General features: G+C 60.0%; 10 protein-coding genes, 1 pseudogene and 1 riboswitch. Of the genes and pseudogenes, 8 read left to right on the top strand and 3 right to left on the bottom strand.

Annotated features, from left to right (window positions below; all coding sequences use genetic code 11):
• The first annotated feature begins 1047 nt into the window (after positions 1 to 1047).
• Positions 1048 to 1866, top strand: coding sequence for a M48 family metallopeptidase (locus tag BK658_RS14060; protein ID WP_123582788.1), 819 nt, complete (start codon positions 1048 to 1050; stop codon positions 1864 to 1866).
• A gap of 133 nt (positions 1867 to 1999) precedes the next feature.
• On the opposite strand, the gene BK658_RS14055 is transcribed toward BK658_RS14060, so the two are convergent.
• The 3 genes from BK658_RS14055 to BK658_RS14045 all read right to left on the bottom strand — a co-directional run bounded on the left by BK658_RS14055 (position 2000) and on the right by BK658_RS14045 (position 4833).
• Entirely contained in the window at positions 2000 to 2584 is a 585-nt protein-coding gene (locus tag BK658_RS14055; RefSeq protein WP_123582787.1) for a TMEM165/GDT1 family protein, read from the bottom strand.
• An 88-nt stretch (positions 2585 to 2672) separates the two neighbouring features.
• Positions 2673 to 2796: riboswitch (yybP-ykoY riboswitch) on the bottom strand.
• A 39-nt stretch (positions 2797 to 2835) separates the two neighbouring features.
• On the bottom strand, positions 2836 to 3834 hold the full coding sequence (locus BK658_RS14050; RefSeq protein WP_123582786.1) for a class I SAM-dependent methyltransferase: 999 nt from the start codon (positions 3832 to 3834) through the stop codon (positions 2836 to 2838).
• A 33-nt stretch (positions 3835 to 3867) separates the two neighbouring features.
• Positions 3868 to 4833, bottom strand: a complete 966-nt coding sequence (locus BK658_RS14045) for a 2-hydroxyacid dehydrogenase (protein ID WP_123582785.1) — start codon at positions 4831 to 4833, stop codon at positions 3868 to 3870.
• 288 nt (positions 4834 to 5121) lie between these two features.
• Here BK658_RS14045 and BK658_RS14040 point away from each other — a divergent pair, with 288 nt between their 5' ends.
• The 7 genes and pseudogenes from BK658_RS14040 (at position 5122) to BK658_RS30755 (ending at position 14824) form a co-directional block, all read left to right on the top strand.
• Positions 5122 to 5751, top strand: a complete 630-nt coding sequence (locus tag BK658_RS14040; protein WP_054595664.1) for a LysE family translocator — start codon at positions 5122 to 5124, stop codon at positions 5749 to 5751.
• A gap of 272 nt (positions 5752 to 6023) precedes the next feature.
• The gene (locus BK658_RS14035) at positions 6024 to 7706 is read left to right on the top strand and encodes a fatty acid--CoA ligase (protein ID WP_123582784.1); all 1683 of its coding nucleotides are present in this window, start codon (positions 6024 to 6026) and stop codon (positions 7704 to 7706) included.
• A 337-nt stretch (positions 7707 to 8043) separates the two neighbouring features.
• Entirely contained in the window at positions 8044 to 9933 is a 1890-nt protein-coding gene (locus BK658_RS14030) for a DUF1302 domain-containing protein (RefSeq protein WP_123582783.1), read from the top strand.
• A gap of 28 nt (positions 9934 to 9961) precedes the next feature.
• Positions 9962 to 11326, top strand: coding sequence for a DUF1329 domain-containing protein (locus BK658_RS14025; protein WP_123582782.1), 1365 nt, complete (start codon positions 9962 to 9964; stop codon positions 11324 to 11326).
• A gap of 217 nt (positions 11327 to 11543) precedes the next feature.
• On the top strand, positions 11544 to 14282 hold the full coding sequence (locus tag BK658_RS14020) for a winged helix-turn-helix domain-containing protein (protein ID WP_123582781.1): 2739 nt from the start codon (positions 11544 to 11546) through the stop codon (positions 14280 to 14282).
• 195 nt (positions 14283 to 14477) lie between these two features.
• Positions 14478 to 14607 (top strand): annotated as a pseudogene (locus tag BK658_RS14015) (MGMT family protein); the annotation flags it as partial.
• Positions 14608 to 14620: 13 nt separating this feature from the next.
• Positions 14621 to 14824 carry a DUF427 domain-containing protein gene (locus tag BK658_RS30755; protein ID WP_123582780.1) on the top strand — a complete coding sequence of 68 codons (204 nt, stop codon included), beginning with the start codon at positions 14621 to 14623 and terminating at the stop codon, positions 14822 to 14824.
• Positions 14825 to 14887: the final 63 nt, after the last annotated feature.

The raw sequence follows: 14887 nt of genomic DNA, 5'->3' as shown, positions 1-14887 counted from the left end.
CGGCACCGTTATAAAGCTTCTGGTTGGCGGCCAGGAGCATTTCCTGAATGAAGTTCACCGACAAGTCAGCGCCGACGATGCCCTGAAAGGTGCCGTTGAGCATGATCGGTTCAATAAAGGAGGCGAGCATGACGATCTTGTCGCCGACTTTGTAAGGCGCCGGATCGATCACGCAGGATTTTTTGCTTTCCTGGGAACACAGGTAGTACTCACTGGCGCGCACACCTGTGGACAACGCGGTGCGGTCGTTGACGTCCGCCAGCTTGTCGACGCCCAGGCTGCCGTCGTCGTTGCGGAACCACCACGGCAGGAAACGCCCGGTGGTGGCGTCGATGCCGACGACTTTGCTGCCGATGTAGGCCGCGTCATTGTGATCCAGTGCGTTCGGTTCCCAGCCGATGTAAGTGCCGAGAATCTTCGGATTCTTCGCGACGTTTTCCTTGATCAGGCTGATCAACTGCTCACGGCTGAGGGTAAGCGCCGGTTTGCCGTCGGCATCCTGGGAGCCCATCAAGGCGTTGACCCGAACCAGCCCACCGGCGATCAGCAGGGGCGCTTCGAGTTCGAGCTGGATCTGGCTGACCTGGGTTTGCGCCAGTCCACGCAGGCGTTGCTCGATGACTTGCTCGAATTGCGCCTGGGTCCGCTGCTGGACCATTTCCTGGGTCCGTGCGCCGGAAAACAGTGCATACAGCACCAGCGCAGCCACCACGCTGAGCACAATGGCGCCGGCAAGCGCGGCGACGGAAAACTGGATCGACTTGAATTTCATAAAGACTCCGCACGCAATATGACGTCTGCCGGGTTGTATCGGCGCACGTGAGGCGGTCCATGAGCGGTTTTTTTGCCGATGACTGTTTTTGATCTGTGCAGGTCGCATAGAGACAGGTGTCGGGCTTTCAGGTATTCGGGCCTGCGCTGTTTTATGAATTTATTGCGACAGTGAGGTGGGATGTATCTGGAAATGCCGCGCTACACGTCTGTTGTATCTGGCGCTGATACAATGCACCGCCTAGGATACGCGCCATATTTCCAGGGAGGCTGTTTATGAGTAAGGCATTGGTTTTGTGTGCACTGGGTGCAAGTCTGCTGCTCAGTGGTTGCCAGTCGGTCAACACCACCAACGGCGGCGCGGTGGGCGTGGAGCGCAAGCAGTACATGTTCAGCATGCTGTCGACCGATGAGGTTAATCAGATGTACGCCCAGTCCTACCAAAAGACTGTGGGTGAGGCGAGCAACAAGGGTGTGCTGGACAAGAACAGCAGCGAGGCCAAACGGGTCCAGGCGATTGCCAATCGGTTGATCGCGCAGGCACCGGTCTTCCGTCCGGATTCGGCGCAGTGGACGTGGGAAGTCAATTTGATCAAGAGTGACGAGCTCAACGCCAACTGTGGTCCTGGCGGCAAGATCATTTTCTACACCGGGTTGATCGACAGCCTGAAACTCACCGACGATGAAATCGCTGCGGTCATGGGCCATGAAATCGCCCACGCCTTGCGTGAACATGGTCGTGAAGCGATGTCCAAGGCCTATGGCATTGAAATGGCCAAGCAGGGCGCCGGTGCCTTGCTCGGGTTGGGACAGGACACGCTGGCCCTGGCTGACACCGTGGCCAACTACGGCATGACCTTGCCCAACAGCCGCGCCAATGAAAACGAAGCTGACCTGATCGGCCTGGAACTGGCCGCCCGCGCCGGCTACAACCCGAACGCGGCGATCACCCTGTGGGACAAGATGAGCAAGGCTTCCGAAGGTTCGCCGCCAGAATTCATGAGCACTCACCCGGCCTCCAGCAGTCGGGTTGCGTCGCTCCAGGCAGCGATTCCGAAAGTCATGCCGCTTTATCAGCAGGCCAAAAAGTCCTGATGGTTTTATATCGTCAGTAGTGGCCTCATCGCGAGCAGGCTCGCTCCCACATTTGATCTCTGGTGTACACGGGACCAATGTGGGAGCGAGCCTGCTCGCGATGAACGATAACGCGGTCTACCGACCTACCACGTCAAACCCACCCGCTGCTCTGCATCGCCTTGTACACCGCCACGATGGCCAGGATGAAGAACGCCGACGCGGCCAGGCGGCGGATCAGGGTCAGGGGCAGTTTGTCTGCGGCAAAATTACCCGCCAGCACCACCGGCACGTTGGCAATCAGCATGCCGAGCGTGGTGCCAATGACTACCAGCCACAGCTCAGGGTACTGGGCGGCAAGCATCACGGTGGCGATCTGGGTCTTGTCACCGATTTCGGCGAGGAAGAACGCAATCAGCGTGGTCAGGAAAGGCCCGAATTTGCGCGCAGTGCTGGCGTCGTCCTCATCCATCTTGTCCGGCACCAGGGTCCACAGCGCGGTTGCGGTAAAGCTTGCGGCGAGGATCCAGTGCAGCGTCGCATCCGAGAAGAAACTCCCGAACCAGGCACCGACAGCACCCGCAGCCGCATGGTTGGCCAGGGTTGCAGCGACGATACCGGCGATGATCGGCCAGGGTTTGCGAAAGCGTGCGGCGAGAATGAGCGCGAGCAATTGCGTCTTGTCGCCGATTTCGGCCAAGGCAACGACAGCGGTGGGAACGAGAAGAGAATCCAGCATCAGGGTTTTCCTAAGGGGCGGGTCGACACGGCTATGACACGTACAGCCTCCCCGCCCCGGGTAAGGTGTTCGTGTCATAGGTCTTGTCAAACCCTGCGATCCATCTGAGTGGACGCTTGGGTCGCATACGCCATGGTCTGAGGACCAAGTATGTTGACGTATGCCGGACGAGCATGGCGCTCGTGGGAGACTACTCCCCTAGGACGGAGCGGATTCTGCCTAGGCAAAATCCATTCGGCAAGCGCTAATTTCTAGCCGCGCTTGGCCCGGTAGATCCGGAAACCTTGCCCTTCGGCCTTGATCGCACACACACCGAGATGCTCCTCGATCAGCGGCTGATACTTCAGGAAACTGTTGGCTACCAACCGAAGTTCGCCGCCGTTTTTCAGATGCTTGGCCGCTTTTCGCAGCAGATTCTCGGTGGCGTGATAATCGGTGTGGACCCCGACATGAAACGGCGGATTGCTCAGAATCGCGCTCAACCCCATCGGTGCAGCGTCGATGCCATCGCCGGTCAGCACCTCGGCCTCCAGGCCGTTGGCCGCCAATGTCAGGCGACTGCTGGCCGCGGCGAACGCATCAACGTCGAGCAGGGTGACGGTGTTGTGTGGATAACGCCGTTTTACCGCCGCGCCCAACACGCCGGCACCGCAACCGAAATCCAGCAAGTGACCGCTTGGCAGCTTGTCGAGGTGTTCGAGCAGCAGCGCGCTGCCGCGATCCAGTCGACCGTGACTGAACACGCCCGGCAGGCTGATGACTTTCAGTGGGCCTTCAGCCAGCGGCAGTTCGTATTCCTGCGCCAGGCTTTCCAGCGATTTGGCCTCCGGCGCATTGGCCACGGTGACCTGCCAGAGCTGGCAGTGGCGTGCGCTGTCGAGCTTGCGCGGTTTGCCGAAGGGGTTCAGCTGTTTGGCCGCGCCTTCGATGCCGCTGCGTTTTTCACCCACCAGGTACAGCTCACGACCGGCCAGGCGCGAGGCGAGGGCGTTGAGGATGTAGTCGGTCAGGTCCTTGGATTTGGGCAGGAACACTACGGCCGTTTCAAACTCGCGACTCGGAGCATTCACGCCAAAGTGGCTGCGCTCGGCAAAGCGTGCGTCCAGCGCCGCTTGGTCGCCTGCGTGCCAGCACCAGCCGTGAGCGTTGGGCAATTTGCCCAGCAAGTCATCGGCGGGCAAACCGGCCAGCAGCAACTCGCCTTGAAACAACTCAGCCTGACGAAGCAGTACTTCACTGCGCGGATCCATACTCTGCTCCTTGAAAAAAAGTGCGGCAGTTTATCAACTGACGACCCGCAGCGCTGTACCGCTGAAGAAGCCTTGGGCGTTTTCGGTCAGTTGACCGACGATCCGCTGCCGCGCTTCGCGGCTGCCCCAGGCGTTGTGCGGGGTGACGATCAAGCGCGGGATGTCGGCGGCCAATAGTGGATTGCCGGCGGTGGGTGGCTCGACACTCAGGACGTCGGTCGCTGCGCCGCCCAGATGCCCGTTGCGCAACGCATCGGCCAAGGCTTGTTCGTCGATCAACCCACCGCGTGCAGTGTTGACCACAAAGGCGCCGGGTTTGAGCAGCGCCAGTTCGCGGGCACCAATGAAGTTACGGGTATGTTCGTTGAGCGGGCAGTGCAGGGTCAGCGCGTCGATTTGCGGCAGCAGTTCATCCAGCGGCAAGCGGTCGGCGCGGGCCGGGCGTCCTGGCAGTTGGCCGAGCAATACGCGCATGCCAAACGCTTCCGCCAGCCGCGCGACGGCGCTACCCAATTCACCATGGCCGAGCAGGCCGAGGGTTTTGCCTTCGAGTTCGACGATCGGGAAATCCAGCAGGCAGAACTGTTTGGCCTGCTGCCAGCGACCTTCAGCGACGGCTTTCTGATAGTCGCTCAGGCGGGTGGCGAGGTTCAGCAGCAACATGATCGTATGCTGTGCCACCGACGGTGTGCCGTAACCCTGGCAATTGCTCACGGTAATCCCTTGGGCGCGGGCGGCGGCCAGGTCGACATTGTTAGTGCCCGTGGCGGAGATCAGGATCAGCTGCAGTTCGGGGCAGGCTTTGAGGGTTTCGGCGTTCAGCGGGACTTTATTGCTGATCGCCACGCTGGCGCCTTGCAGCCGTTCGACGATGTTGTCGGGCGTGGTCAGTGAGCGCAGCTGCAAGTCATCGAAGCACTGCTGCAACCCACTGAGGTCGAGGTCACCGAGGTCCAGTGAGCTGTGGTCGAGGAATACGGCGCGGCGATTGTTCGTCATTAACTGTACCTTTTGCGCATGAGTCTGAAGGCGTAATCTGCCGAGCCTATCAGATGAAACAAATGGTTATGCACTGAGCTAAAACAGACACCAAAACTGTGGCGAGGGGGCTTGCCCCCGTTCGGCTGCAAAGCAGTCGTAAAACGGATGATGCGTTCTGTCTGAAAAAACACGGTTGCTGGGTTAGGGGCCGCTTCGCGACCCAACGGGGGCAAGCCCCCTCGCCACAGGTGTGAAGATTGTCTCGGATATTTTTATTTAATCGGCCTACCCCGGAGGAGCCCCCCCATGTACTGGACAGAGTTTTTGACCGTCGCCCTGATTCATCTGCTGGCCGTGGCAAGCCCTGGTCCGGACTTTGCCGTGGTGGTGCGTGAGGCCGTGACCCACGGTCGTCGCGCCGGGACCTGGACGGCGCTGGGTGTCGGCTCTGCGATCTTCCTGCACGTGGGCTACTCGTTGCTCGGTATCGGCCTGATCGTCTCGCAGTCGATCATGCTGTTCAACGCGCTGAAATGGCTGGCGGCCGCCTACTTGCTGTACATCGGCTTCAAGGCCCTGCGCGCGCAACCGGCGAAACCGGCCACTGAAAACCTGCACAAGGAAGCCGGCGAGCGCACCGCCCGCGGCGCATTTACCTCAGGTTTCGTGACCAACGGCCTGAACCCTAAAGCCACGCTGTTTTTCCTGTCGCTGTTTACCGTGGTGATCAACCCGCACACACCGCTGGCGATTCAGGCCGGTTACGGCGTTTACCTGGCTGCGGCCACCGCGATCTGGTTCTGCCTGGTGGCGATGCTGTTCAGCCAACAGCGCGTACGGGCCGGTTTTGCCCGCATGGGCCACTGGTTCGACCGCACGATGGGCGTGGTGCTGATCGCCATCGGCGTGAAGCTGGCCCTGACCGAGATGCATTGATCGGGAGTCGCTCTCGACGCTGACGAAGAGCGCTTCCGTAGGAGCTGCCGAAGGCTGCGATCTTTTGATCTTCGGCGTGATTGAAATAGCCAAAAGATCGAAAGCTGCGCCAGCTCCTACGGTTGATTGGGTGGCGGCAGGACAGGTGCTGGCGCAAAGCTAGCATTTGTACGGCTCTGCAAATCATCCCTTTGGCTGATTTAGCTGGCGCTCCGGCTGACTAAAGTGCTTACTTTTCAGTCACGACCGTGTAGTCAGATAAAGGGATGCTTATGTTGGAGACTCGCGTTATTCCGCCAGCCGAAGGCGCTTATCAATACCCGCTGTTGATCAAGCGGCTGCTGATGTCCGGCAGCCGTTACGAGAAAACCCGCGAGATTGTCTACCGCGACCAGTTGCGCTACAGCTACCCGACCCTCATCGAGCGTGTCGCACGGCTGGCCAACGTGCTCACGGCGGCCGGGGTCAAGGCCGGGGATACCGTGGCCGTGATGGACTGGGACAGCCATCGCTACCTCGAATGCATGTTTGCCATCCCGATGATCGGTGCGGTGATCCACACCATCAACGTGCGCCTGTCGCCCGAACAGATTCTCTACACCATGAACCACGCCGAGGACCGCTTCGTGCTGGTCAACAGCGAGTTCGTCGGGCTGTACCAGGCGCTTGCCGGGCACCTGACCACGGTCGAGAAAACCCTGCTGCTCACCGATCTGCCGGAGAAAACTGCCGACCTGCCCAACCTGGTCGGCGAGTACGAGCAACTGCTGGCTGCCGCGAGCACCCAGTATAGCTTCGAAGATTTCGACGAAAACTCGGTGGCGACCACCTTCTACACCACCGGCACCACCGGCAATCCCAAGGGTGTGTATTTCACCCATCGGCAACTGGTGCTGCACACCATGGGCGTGTCGACGATCATGGGCAGCATCGACAGCGTGCGCCTGCTGGGCACCAACGACGTGTACATGCCGATCACCCCGATGTTTCACGTGCATGCCTGGGGCTTGCCCTACGTGGCGACCATGCTTGGGCTCAAGCAGGTTTACCCCGGCCGCTACGACCCGGAATACCTGGTGGAGTTGTGGCGCAAGGAAAAGGTCAGCTTCTCCCATTGCGTACCGACCATCCTGCAAATGGTCCTCAACGCCAAGGCCGCGCAAGGCACGGATTTCGGCGGCTGGAAAATCGTCATCGGTGGCAGCGCCCTGAACCGTACGTTGTACGAAGCGGCCAAGGCCAAGGGCATTCAGTTGACCGCCGCTTATGGCATGTCGGAAACCGGGCCGCTGATATCCTGCGCGCACCTTAACGAAGAGCTGATGGCCGGCACCGAAGACGAACGCACCACGTATCGCATCAAGGCCGGAGTGCCGGGTCCCTTGGTGGAAGCCGCGATCATCGACACTGACGGCAACTTCCTGCCGGCCGACGGCGAGTCCCAGGGCGAACTGGTGCTGCGTGCGCCGTGGCTCACCGAAGGTTATTTCAACGAACCTGAGAAGGGCAAAGAGCTCTGGGCCGGGGGCTGGCTGCACACTGGCGACGTGGCGACCCTGGACAGCATGGGGGTGATCGACATCCGTGACCGGATCAAGGATGTGATCAAGACCGGTGGCGAGTGGATTTCCTCCCTGGACCTCGAAGACCTGATCAGCCGCCATTCGGGGGTACGCGAAGTAGCAGTGGTCGGTATCCCTGACCCGCAATGGGGCGAGCGTCCGTTTGCCTTGCTGGTGCTCCGTGAAGGCCATGCGATAGGCGCCAGGGAACTCAAGGAACACCTCAAGCCTTTCGTCGAACTGGGGCACCTGAGCAAGTGGGCCATCCCGAGCCAGATCGCCCTTGTTACTGAAATTCCCAAGACCAGTGTCGGCAAGCTCGACAAGAAGCGCATCCGCGTCGACATCGCACAATGGCAGGCCAGCAACAGCACCTTCCTTTCGACGCTTTAAGCGTCCTTTGCCGGGCCCGAAAGGGCCCGGCAAGCCCACCAAGCAAGCGCTTGGCTTGTTTATTCCAAATTTTCAGCCATCCTTGCCGGGCCGACATCGGTCGGATTGGCAACAGGACTGTTCCAGAGTGGTGGGGGCTGCAAATCACACTTTAGAGGGATCAAGCAGTACTACCTGCTGGCTATAGTCCGCTCAAGGATTTTTAAGAACGGGGCAAACGCACAAAACGGGGCGATGCAACTTTGAATGACTTCGGGACGACATGGGCTCCCCGTTATTCAGAGCGTTTTTAGAAGTGCTCAATGCCATAACAATAAAAGCACATGGAGTAGCGTCGATGACATCAGTAAACCAGTTCTGGCGCCGGGCGAAACTGCCTCTGGCGGTCAGTCTCGCCTCTACGCTCGCCGGACCCGCATTCGGCGTCAGTTTCAACGTCGGTGAAATCGAAGGTCAGTTCGACTCGTCCCTCTCCCTGGGCATGAGCGTGTCTACCCAAAATCCGAACAAGAACCTGATCGGTGTCAACAACGGTGGCAAGGGCCTGTCCCAGACCTCCGATGACGGGCACTTGAACTTCAAGAGCGGGCAAGCCTTTTCGAAAATCTTCAAGGGCATCCATGACCTTGAACTGAAATACGGCGATACCGGCGTCTTCGTGCGCGGTAAATACTGGTACGACTTCGCGCTGCAAAACCAGGACCTGGAGTTCAAGAACGTCAGCAACGACGGACGCAAGGAAGGTGCCAGATCGTCGGGTGGGGAAATCCTCGACGCTTTCGTCTACCACAACTACTCCATTGCCGATGAGCCGGGTTCCGTGCGCTTGGGCAAGCAGGTGGTCAACTGGGGTGAAAGTACCTTCATCGGCGGTGGCATCAACTCGATCAACCCGATCGACGTGTCCGCATTCCGTCGTCCCGGTGCCGAGATCAAGGAAGGCCTGATCCCGGTCAATATGTTCTACATCTCGCAAAGCCTGACCGAGAACCTGTCGGCTCAAGCGTTCTACCAGATCGGCTGGGACCAGACCGTTGTCGACAACTGCGGTACCTTTTTCTCGCAGCCAGACATCATTGCCAACGGTTGCACCGACAACCTGCGCGTCCTGAACAAGCGTTCGACCATCCCGGCCGTCGCCTTGGGGCCATTGGCCGCGAACGGTGTCAACGTCAACGAAGAGGGTGTGCTGGTGCGTCGCGGGCAAGACCGCGAGGCGAGCAACAGCGGCCAGTGGGGCGCGGCCTTCAAGTACATGTTCGATCCGCTGGACACCGAGTTCGGTGCCTACTTCATGAACTACCACAGCCGTGCACCGATCTTCAGTGCCACCGGCGCACCGCAATCGGTCTACAACGGCGTCAAGGCGTTGCCGGGGCCATTTCAGGCGCTGGGGCCGCTGCTTGTCGCAGGTAACTCGCAGTACTTCGTCGAGTACCCGGAAGACATCCGCCTCTATGGCCTGAGCTTCTCCACCACCCTGCCTACCGGTACGGCATGGAGCGGTGAGATCAGCTACCGGCCGAATGCGCCGGTGCAGTTGAACTCCACCGATATCCTGTTCGCCGGTGTTCGTCCGCTGGGTGGCGCGCTGACCAACGCTTCGTTGCTCCAGGGTGTTCCAGGGGAAGACCTGCATGGCTATCGCCGCAAGGAAATCACCCAGATCCAGACCACCTTCACGCACTTCTTCGATCAGGTCATGGGCGCCCAGCGTCTGACCGTGGTGGGTGAAGTCGGACTGACTCACGTCGGTGGCCTCGAAAGCACGTCCGATGTCCGTTATGGCCGCGATCCGGTCTTCGGCCCAGGCGAACTGCCCGCCACGGGTGGTCTGGACACCTGCTCGCAGATCCTTAACACCTCCACCATCAACGGTGCCGGGGCAGGCGCTGCGACCAACAACCGCAGCAGCAACTGCAACAACGACGGTTTCACCACCGCCAACTCCTGGGGCTACCGCGCCCGCGCCATCTGGGAATACCCGGACGTCTTCGCCGGTGTGAACCTCAAGCCGAACGTCGCCTGGTCCCATGACGTCAGCGGTTACTCGCCAGGCCCTGGCGGCAACTTCGAGGAAGGTCGCAAAGCGGTCAGCCTGGGTCTCGATGCCGAGTACCAGAACACCTATACCGCGAGCCTCGCCTACACCAACTTCTTTGGCGGCAAGTACAGCACCGTGGATGATCGCGACTTCGTTGCGCTCAGCGTCGGCGTGAACTTCTAAGCACTGCATCATCAGGACGAACAAGAATATGAAAGTAACCAAAAGTCTGTTGCAAGCGGGTGTCCTCGGGCTTTCGCTGTTGGCAACCGCGGTCATGGCAGCAGTTCCGGCCGCTGAAGCGGACAAGTTGGGCAAGAGCCTGACACCGATGGGCGCGGAAATGGCAGGCAATGCCGATGGCTCGATCCCGGCCTGGAAACCCATGGAAAAAAACGCCGGTGCCGTCGACAGCAAGGGCTTCCTGTCCAACCCGTATGCCAGTGAGCAACCGCTGTTCACCATCACCGCGCAAAACGTCGACCAGTACAAAGACAAACTGGCGCCGGGCCAATACGCGATGTTCAAGCGTTACCCGGACACCTTCAAAATGCCGGTTTACCCGTCTCATCGTGGCGCGACCGTGCCGGATCAGGTGTTCGCCGCCATCAAGAAGAACGCCACCAACACCAACCTGGTGTCCGGCGGCAACGGCTTGGAGAACTTCGAAACCGCAGTGCCGTTCCCGATTCCGAAAAGCGGCGTCGAAGTCATCTGGAACCACATCACCCGCTATCGTGGCGGCAGCGTGACCCGTCTGGTGACCCAGGCCACGCCGCAACCGAACGGCTCCTACAGCCTGGTGTACTTCCAGGACCAGTTCGTGTTCCGCGACAAGATGAAGGATTACGACCCGAAAAATCCGGGCAACATCCTGTTCTACTTCAAGCAGAAAGTGACTGCCCCGGCGCGCCTGGCCGGTGGTGTGCTGCTGGTGCACGAAACCCTCGACCAGGTGAAGGAACCGCGTTCGGCGTGGGTCTACAACGCCGGTCAGCGTCGTGTGCGTCGTGCCCCGCAAGTGTCTTATGACGGGCCGGGTACGGCTGCCGATGGCCTGCGTACTTCCGATAACCTGGACATGTACAACGGTGCCCCGGATCGTTACGACTGGAAGCTCGAAGGCAAGAAAGAGATGTACATCGCCTCCGACAGCTACAAGCTCGACTCGCCGACGCTCAAGTACGACGAAATCATCAAGGCCGGTCATATCAACCAGGACCTGGCGCGTTACGAACTGCGTCGCGTCTGGCATGTGGTTGCGACCCTGAAGGAAGGTCAGCGCCACATTTATGCCAAGCGTGACTTCTACATCGACGAAGACACCTGGCAAGCCGCGGTCATCGATCACTACGACGGTCGTGGTCAACTCTGGCGTGTGGCCGAGGCGCATGCCGAGAACTACTACGACCAGCAAGTGCCGTGGTATGCCCTGGAAACCCTCTACGACCTGCAGTCTGGCCGCTATCTGGCGCTGGGCATGAAGAACGAAGAGAAACGTGCGTATGACTTCGGCTTCACCGCGAGCACCAGTGATTTCACCCCGGCTGCACTGGCTCAGGACGGTGTTCGCTAACGTGTCGTAATACAGAGGCCGCATCCTCGAAAAACGCCCCGACTGGTTCGGGGCGTTTTTTTTTGTCTCAAAAAAGATCGGTGCATAACCAGCCCGGTAACTTTTGTTCGTAGTCTTTTTGTAGCCATTTGTAGCAGGAACCTTCAATCCGCTCCGGTTTACCGCTAGTCTGCGGACATCTGCAATGCCGACAACAGCACTTAAACAAGAGTTGGCTATGACTGACCTGTTCCGAATCCAAAGGCCATCCGGCGCGGCAATGCCTGTGCTGGAAGGGCGTTTTTACCGGCCCCCCTTACCCGACGGCTATGTGCTGCGGCCTCGTCTGTGCGAGCGGTTGAGCGCCGGGTTGCAGGGGCGATTGCTGCTGGTCAGCGCGCCGGCGGGGTTCGGTAAAAGCTCTCTGGCGGTGGAGTTCTGTCAGAGCCTGCCGGCGCATTGGCAAAGTCTCTGGCTGGGGTTGAGCCCGCGCGACAATGATCCCGGGCGCTTCCTCGAACGGCTGCTCGAAGGCTTGCAAAACTATTTTCCACAGTTGGGCAGCCAGGCCCTTGGCCTGCTGAAAATGCGTCAACGCCATCAACCGTTCGCCTTCGAAGAATGGCTGGACGGACTGCTCGATGAGCTGGCCATTCACCTGTCACCGAGCACGCCGCTGCTGCTGGTTCTGGATGACTACCATCTGGCCCAGGGCCCGGTGCTCGATCGCTGCCTGCAATTTTTCCTCAATCATTTGCCCGATGGCCTGCTGGTGCTGGTAACCAGTCGCCAGCGTCCCGATTGGCACCTGGCGCGTTTGCGCCTGTCGCGGCAATTGCTTGAGTTGAGCGAACAGGACCTGCGCCTGACCCACGATGAGTCCCAGGCCCTGCTTGATCGACACAGCAGCTCATTGCGTGGCGAGGCGCTGGAGAATCTGATCCAGCGCAGCGAAGGCTGGGTCGCGGGGCTGCGTTTCTGGTTGTTGGCCGCCTCTGAAGCGCGCAATGGCGGCGCGTTACCGCAGCCGCTGCACGGTGGCGAAGGCTTGATACGCGACTATTTACTTGAAGAAGTCATCGATTGCCTGCCCGCCGAAGTGCAGGCATTTCTGTACGACACCGCACCGCAAGAGCGCTTCTGCAGCGAGCTTTGCGACGCCGTGCGCGAAGCCCATGACAGCGCCGAGATCCTGCGCTTTCTGTTGTCCCATCAAGTGTTCCTGGTGCCGCTCGACGAGCACGGCCATTGGTACCGTTATCACCATCTGTTTTCTGATCTGTTGCGCAGTCGGCCGACCGCCAATGCGATGGTGCCCACCGCCAGCCTGCACCTGCGCGCCTGCCGCTGGTTCAACGCCCAGGGTTTGCTCGATGAAGCGGTGGAGCAGGCATTGCGCGCCGGGCACCTGGATGTAGCGGCGAACCTGGTGCAGAACCTTTCCGAAGAACAGCTGCTGGCCGAACAGAACGTCGGCATGCTGCTGCGCTGGAAAATGGACTTGCCCGACAGCCTGCTGATCAGCACCCCGCGACTGATCGTGCTGTACAGCTGGGCGCTGGGGCTGGCCTGTCAGCTCGATGCGGCTGAAGAGTTGGCCAGCCACTTGAGTCGCTTCCTGCCGGCACCGTCGGCCACCGCGCAGAAATCCATGCTGGCGCAGTGGCTGGCGCTCAGCGGGATCATCGCGCGTGGTCGCGGCCAGCGTGAACTGACGCAGCTGTATTGCACCGAAGCGCTGGAGAGCCTGCCGCACAAACGCTACGGGCAGCGATTGATGTGCCTGTCGACCTTGTCCAACCTGGCGATCGCCGACGCGGATCTGTGGCGCGCCCGTGGCTTGAACCGCGAGTCGCTGGAGCTGGCGCAACGGGTCGGTAATCCGCTGTTCGAGGCGCTGGCCCATTACGACCGCGCACGGGTGCTGCAAGCGCGCGGGGAAATTCTCCGTTCGCTGGATGAAGTGCATCAGGGCCAGCAACGTTTGCAGGGCCTATCGTCGCAGCGGCTGTATGCGATTCGCGCACGCCTGACCTTGTACGAAGGTTTTCTGCTGACCCTGCGCCTGCAACCCGAGGCCGGGCTGGCGCGATTGCGGACTGGGTTGAACGAAGCACGGGCCTGTCGCGATATCAGCGTGCTGATCGGTCATTGCGTGATCGCCAAGCTGGAAGGCTGCAACGGCGAGTTCGCCCGGGCGTTTGCCGAACTGGCCGAGGCCGAACGGTTGATGCACATCTGGGACGTGCCACCGATTTACTACCTGGCGATGATCACGCTGGTGAAATGCGAGCTGTGGCTGGCTCAGGGTCGCACCGATCTGGCCGAAGCCTGGCTGGCGCGATTGGGCCAAACCTACAACGGCGACCACGCTGCGGCGCCGCCGGAGTTTCATCCGCAAATGCCGCTGCACATCGAATTGCAACAGGCGCTGCTGGAGTCCATCCAAGGGCAGCCGATGCTGGCGGAAGGGCGTTTGAACGCCTTGCTGGAACATGGGCAGAAGACCGGAAGGCAGATGCTCAGCGTGATGGCGTTGAATCAGAAGGTCGCGCTGTTGCTGAATAATGGCCGTGAACCTGAAGCGCGCCAGGCCTTGGGGCTGGCCTTCGAGGCGGCGTCCGGTGGTGTCCTGCAACCTTTTGGAGGGTTACTGCGCGATCACCCGGACTGGCTGCGTGAGCAACTGGCGCAGTGTCCGGCCGGTGCACTGCGTGAGAGCCTGATCGAGCGCTTGCCCCAAGCCACTGCCCGCGAGACGGTTGAGTTGCAGCACCCCGGTGAAGCGCTCAGCGCCCGCGAACAGGCAGTCCTGCAATTGATCGCCCAAGGCTGCTCGAACCAGGAAATCAGCGATCAGCTGTTCATCTCGCTGCACACCGTCAAAACCCACGCCAGCCACATCAACGGCAAACTCGGTGTCGAACGCCGTACCCAAGCCGTGGCTCGGGCCAAGGAACTGGGCTTGTTGGTGTAACGCCTAACATACCGATGATCGTTCCCACGCTCTGCGTGGGAATGCCTCTGGGGACGCTCCGCGTCCAGTGACGCGGAGCGTCACGGGCTGCATTCCCACGCGGGAGCGTGGGAACGATCATCCACACACACACTCCTTACTAAATTTAACCGCAAGAAACGTAGTTCTTGCGTTTGAACCCACAATTACTCTGAATCGATTGTTGCGCCGTGCCATCGGGTGATTGGGGCTTCGGGGAGTTTGACCGGGTTTGCGGGTGGGTTGGGGGGTGAAGCAGTTGCTGCTCTCACTGGAAGGTAAAGAGACGCTGCAACTTGAGTTTTGATGGCCCCCGTTGCATGGATTGCTGCCGATGTGCTCAGAATCCAGCGGTTTTTTATATCCCGAGATCCGACATTCGGATTGAACATTACGCGCGCACCGAACATCAAACTCATTACCCCTACAAGGGTTGCGCCAATTATTTCAGTCTTGGCGACGGCGCAAAGACCGCCGAAAGCGCGGTCTGGACCTACGAAGACACGTACCCGACAGTGGCGTAAATCAAGGAACTCGGTCAGGGAAAGAACGTACGAAGCCCTGCCTCCTCTGAAACTACCAGAGAG

Origin of the sequence: Pseudomonas brassicacearum, assembly GCF_003732175.1 — a bacterium.
GTDB classification, from domain to species: Bacteria; Pseudomonadota; Gammaproteobacteria; order Pseudomonadales; family Pseudomonadaceae; genus Aquipseudomonas; species Aquipseudomonas brassicacearum_G.
This window is presented reverse-complemented; position numbering and strand designations above follow the sequence as displayed.

Bases quoted from the DNA above. Each gene is read 5' to 3' on its own strand.
- BK658_RS14060 (WP_123582788.1), top strand. From the start codon at position 1,048: ATGAGTAAGGCATTGGTTTTGTGTGCACTGGGTGCAAGTCTGCTGCTC.
- BK658_RS14055 (WP_123582787.1), bottom strand. From the start codon at position 2,584: ATGCTGGATTCTCTTCTCGTTCCCACCGCTGTCGTTGCCTTGGCCGAA.
- BK658_RS14050 (WP_123582786.1), bottom strand. From the start codon at position 3,834: ATGGATCCGCGCAGTGAAGTACTGCTTCGTCAGGCTGAGTTGTTTCAA.
- BK658_RS14045 (WP_123582785.1), bottom strand. From the start codon at position 4,833: ATGACGAACAATCGCCGCGCCGTATTCCTCGACCACAGCTCACTGGAC.
- BK658_RS14040 (WP_054595664.1), top strand. From the start codon at position 5,122: ATGTACTGGACAGAGTTTTTGACCGTCGCCCTGATTCATCTGCTGGCC.
- BK658_RS14035 (WP_123582784.1), top strand. From the start codon at position 6,024: ATGTTGGAGACTCGCGTTATTCCGCCAGCCGAAGGCGCTTATCAATAC.
- BK658_RS14030 (WP_123582783.1), top strand. From the start codon at position 8,044: ATGACATCAGTAAACCAGTTCTGGCGCCGGGCGAAACTGCCTCTGGCG.
- BK658_RS14025 (WP_123582782.1), top strand. From the start codon at position 9,962: ATGAAAGTAACCAAAAGTCTGTTGCAAGCGGGTGTCCTCGGGCTTTCG.
- BK658_RS14020 (WP_123582781.1), top strand. From the start codon at position 11,544: ATGACTGACCTGTTCCGAATCCAAAGGCCATCCGGCGCGGCAATGCCT.
- BK658_RS30755 (WP_123582780.1), top strand. From the start codon at position 14,621: ATGGATTGCTGCCGATGTGCTCAGAATCCAGCGGTTTTTTATATCCCG.